The organism is Phenylobacterium sp., assembly GCF_036501465.1.
GTDB lineage: Bacteria > Pseudomonadota > Alphaproteobacteria > Caulobacterales > Caulobacteraceae > Phenylobacterium.
Map to the genome: position 1 here is coordinate 1 of NZ_DASYAF010000007.1, position 4,308 is coordinate 4,308.

A 4,308-nucleotide genomic window follows, 5' to 3' on the forward strand; every position below is an offset into this window, starting at 1 on the left:
GCCCAGCAGATCAGCCAGATCATCGGGGTGATCGACGAGATCGCCTTCCAGACCAACCTCTTGGCGCTGAACGCCGGTGTGGAAGCGGCCAGGGCTGGGGACGCCGGCAAGGGCTTCGCGGTCGTGGCTTCGGAGGTGCGGGCCCTGGCCCAGCGCTCGGCCGAGGCGGCCAAGGAGATCAAGACCCTGATCTCGGCCTCGTCGCAGCAGGTCGAACGCGGCGTCAATCTGGTCGGCGAAACCGGCAAGGTGCTCGAACGCATCGTCACCCAGGTCACCCAGATCAACGGGGTGGTGACCGAGATCGCCAACTCGGCGGAAGAACAGTCCACCGGACTTCAGCAGGTCAACACCGCGGTCAACCAGATGGACCAGGTGACCCAGCAGAACGCGGCCATGGTGGAGGAAGCCACCGCCGCTTCCCATGCACTCACCAGCGAGGCCGACACCCTGGCCCGGCTCATCTCCAAGTTCGAGGTCGGCGGGGCGACCGCGGCGGCGCAAGTCCCGGCCGCCTCGGCCCAACCCCAATCGCAGCATCGTCCTGTCACCGCCCTGAAAACGGTCGGCCGGGGTGGCGCGGCGGCGGCCTTCCAACCCCACGAAGAAAACTGGGACGAGTTCTGAGCCCCCCAATGACGAACCCGTCCCATACCCCCGGCGCGACGAGCCTCATCCTGGCGGACAGCCTGGACATGACTGCGGCAGCCCCCCTGAAAGCCCAGTTGCTCGCCGCCCGGGGGACCCCCTTGTCCCTCGACGCCGCCTCCGTCCGCCGCCTCGGCGGCCAGTGCCTGCAGGTGCTGCTCGCCGCCCGGGCGGCCTGGCAGGCCGACGGGGTCGAGTGGCGGATCGCCCAGGCGTCTGAAGACTTCGCCGACGCCGTGCGGCTGATGGGTTGCCCGGACCTGGTGTCCGACGCCCTCACGCCTTCCGATTTCGCGCCCCTGTAGGACCGACCTCATGAGTATGACCGTTCTGACCGTCGATGACTCCCGGACCATGCGGGAGATGTTGCGTCTGGCGCTGGCCGACGTCGGCTTTCGCGTCCTGCAGGCGGAGGATGGCGTCCACGGCCTGGAGGTGCTGGCCCAGGGCGACCGGCCCGACGTCATCGTCACCGACATCAACATGCCGCGCATGGACGGCTTCGGCTTCATCGAGGAGGTCCGGTCGGACCCCCACTACCGCGGCGTGCCGATCCTGGTGCTGACCACCGAAAGCGACGCGGAGAAGAAGAACCGTGCACGGATGGCCGGGGCCACCGGCTGGATCGTCAAGCCCTTCAACCCCGTGAAGCTGGTGGACGCGATCCGCCGCGTCGCCGCCTGACCCTGAAGAGACCCATCCGATGGACCCCTTAGCGGCGATCCGCGAGACCTTCTTCCAGGAGTGTGAGGAACAGCTCGCAGAACTGGAAAGCGGCCTGCTGGCCATGGAGGCCGGCGAGACCGATTCAGAGACGATCAACGCCGTCTTCCGCGCGGTGCATTCGATCAAGGGCGGCGCCGGCGCCTTCAGCCTCGACGCGCTGGTCCGCTTCGCCCACGTGTTCGAGACCGCGCTGGACGAGATGCGCTCGGGCCGCCTGGCGCCGTCCAACGACGTGCTGAAGGTCATGCTGCGCGCTTCCGACGTGCTGGCCGACCACGTCCGCGCCGCCCATGACGGCGGCAGCGTCGACGAGGGCCACACCGCCGCGCTCGCCGAAGAGCTGAAGGCGCTTGGCCCCGATGGGGCGGCCGGCGACAGCTCGGAGTCCGAGGAGGACTGGGGCGATTTCGAATTCAAGCCAATGTCCGTGGACCTGCCCGGCGAGGCGGCGACAGAGACAGCGGCTGGGGTCGGCAGCGGCTGGCGCGTGGCCCTCAAGCCGCGGGCCGACCTCTACGCCAAGGCCAACGAAACGGCGCTGCTGCTGCGCGAACTGGCCCGCCTGGGCGCGATCGAGGTCGCGTGCGACGCCTGCGGCCTGCCGGACCTGGCCGGCCTCGATCCCGAGGCCGCCTACCTGGCCTGGACCGTGACCCTGACCAGCGACGTCGACGAGACTTCGGTGCGCGAGGTCTTCGAATTCGTCGACGGCGATTGCGAGCTGGAGATCACCCCGCTTTTCAACGGGACCTTGGGGGGTCCGGACGCCGACGCCGGCGACACCTTCGAGCCGAACACCGGCGGGGACCTCGACATCAGTGCGCTGCTGGCGCGGGTGCAGACCGTGGCGGACCCCCAACCGCCGCCGTCCGCCCCGGAGCCGGCCGCCATCGAGGCCCCCGCCGTCGCGCCGGCGCCGGCCGCCGCGGCGAGCCCCGTCGATCCGTCCCCAACGGACGGCCCGGGCCAGCCGCGCAAGCCGGACGCCGGCGCAACCATCCGCGTGGACCTCGAACGGGTCGACCGGCTCATCGACCTGGTCGGCGAGCTGGTGATCAACCAGGCCATGCTCAGCCAGCGGGTCATGGAGGCCGGCTTCGCCCGCGCTTCCGGCGTGGCCATGGGCCTGGACGAGCTGGAGCAGCTCACCCGCGAGATCCAGGACAGCGTCATGGCGATCCGCGCCCAGCCGGTGAAGTCGGTGTTCCAGCGCATGCCGCGCCTGGTGCGTGAGGTCGCCGCCATGACCGGCAAGCCGGTTCGCCTGGTCACCGAAGGCGAGGGCACCGAGGTCGACAAGACCGTCATCGAGCGCCTGGCCGACCCGCTGACCCACATGATCCGCAACGCCATCGACCATGGGCTGGAAAGCCCGGAAAAGCGGTCGGCGGCGGGCAAGCCGGCGGAGGGCATGGTGCGCCTGTCGGCCGCCCATCGCTCCGGCCGGATCGTCATCGAGGTCGCCGATGACGGCGGCGGCATCAACCGCGAGCGGGTGAAGTCGATCGCCGTCGAGCGCGGCCTGATCGCCGCCGACGCGTCGCTCAGCGACGAGGAGATCGACAACCTGATCTTCATGCCGGGCTTCTCGACGGCCAGCGAGATTTCCGACATCTCCGGGCGTGGCGTCGGCATGGACGTGGTCAAGCGTTCCATCCAGGCGCTGGGCGGGCGGATCACCATCTCGTCCCGCCCCGGCAAGGGCTCGACCTTCACCATGAGCCTGCCGCTGACGCTGGCGGTGCTGGACGGCATGGTGGTCTCGGTGGAAGGCCAGACCTTGGTCGCCCCGATCACCGCCATCGTCGAGACCCTGCAGCCCAAGGCCAGCGACGTGCACAGCCTGGGCGGCCACGCCCGGGTGATCGCCATCCGCGAGACCTACGTCCCGCTGATCGACGTCGGCATGGCGCTGAACTACCGCGCGACCCCCATGGACGCGACACAGGGCGTGGCCCTGCTGATCGAAGGCGAGGGCGGTCAGCGCGCAGCCCTGCTGGTCGACGCCATCCAGGGCCAGCGCCAGGTGGTCATCAAGAGCCTGGAGGCCAACTACCGGCAGGTGCCGGGTGTGGCCGCCGCGACCATCCTGGGCGACGGCCGCGTGGCGCTCATCCTGGACATCGACACCATCGTCGCGGTCTCCCGCGGCGCCGACTCCCTCCGCGCCGAAAAGCGCCTGGCCGCAGCAGGTTGAACCTCATGACTCAGATCAATCCGAACATTCCCGCGGGCGGACTGCGTGAGCTGATCTCGTTCCGGATCGGCGCCCAGGAGTTCTGCGTGGACATCATGGCGGTGCGCGAGATCCGCGGCTGGACCGCGGCGACCGCGCTGCCGCAATCGCCCGCCTTCGTGCGCGGGGTGATCAACCTGCGCGGCGCGGTGCTGCCGATCGTCGACCTGGCCGCGCGCCTGGGCTTCGAAGGCTCGGAGACCAGCGACCGGCACGTGATCATCGTCGCCCAGATCGGCGAACAGGTGGTGGGCCTGCTGGTCGATGCGGTCAGCGACATCCTGACCGTCACCGACGACGTGATCCAGCCGACCCCCGACGTCGCCTCGGACACCGCCAAGACCTTCGTGCGCGGCCTGCTGGCGATCGACGGGCGGATGATCAGCCTGATCGGCCTGGAGCGCGTGTTGCCGGACCTCGATCTCGAGGCCGCATGACCGCCCAGCCCGCCCTGAAACGCCGGGAGCCGGCCATGGTCGAGGGTGAGTTCGTCTTCACGGAAGGCGACTTCCGCAAGATCGCCGCCATGGTGCATGGCGACGCCGGCATCGCGCTGCACGAGACCAAGGCGACGCTCGTCTATTCGCGCCTGGCCAAGCGGCTGCGCGCGCTGGGGCTCGCCAGTTTCCACGACTATTGCGCGCTGGTGGCGGGCCATGACGGCGTCGATGAGCGGCAGAAGATGCTGGCGGCGCTGA

5 protein-coding genes and 1 pseudogene are annotated in these 4,308 nt (G+C 69.7%); all 6 read left to right on the top strand.

Features of this window, described 5'->3' with window-relative positions; translation table 11 throughout:
* On the top strand, nt 1–627 hold a 627-nt coding region (locus VGL85_RS00345; protein WP_331584814.1), incomplete at its 5' end, for a methyl-accepting chemotaxis protein.
* 8 nt (nt 628–635) lie between these two features.
* Entirely contained in the window at nt 636–953 is a 318-nt protein-coding gene (locus VGL85_RS00350) for an STAS domain-containing protein (RefSeq protein ID WP_331584816.1), read from the top strand.
* A gap of 10 nt (nt 954–963) precedes the next feature.
* Entirely contained in the window at nt 964–1,332 is a 369-nt protein-coding gene (locus VGL85_RS00355; RefSeq protein ID WP_331584818.1) for a response regulator, read from the top strand.
* A 19-nt stretch (nt 1,333–1,351) separates the two neighbouring features.
* Entirely contained in the window at nt 1,352–3,571 is a 2,220-nt protein-coding gene (locus tag VGL85_RS00360; protein ID WP_331584820.1) for a chemotaxis protein CheA, read from the top strand.
* Nucleotides 3,572–3,576: 5 nt separating this feature from the next.
* On the top strand, nt 3,577–4,047 hold the full coding sequence (locus VGL85_RS00365) for a chemotaxis protein CheW (RefSeq protein ID WP_331584822.1): 471 nt from the start codon (nt 3,577–3,579) through the stop codon (nt 4,045–4,047).
* A pseudogene (locus tag VGL85_RS00370) lies at nt 4,044–4,308 on the top strand (chemotaxis protein); the annotation flags it as partial. The gene VGL85_RS00365 and the pseudogene VGL85_RS00370, both read left to right, overlap by 4 nt.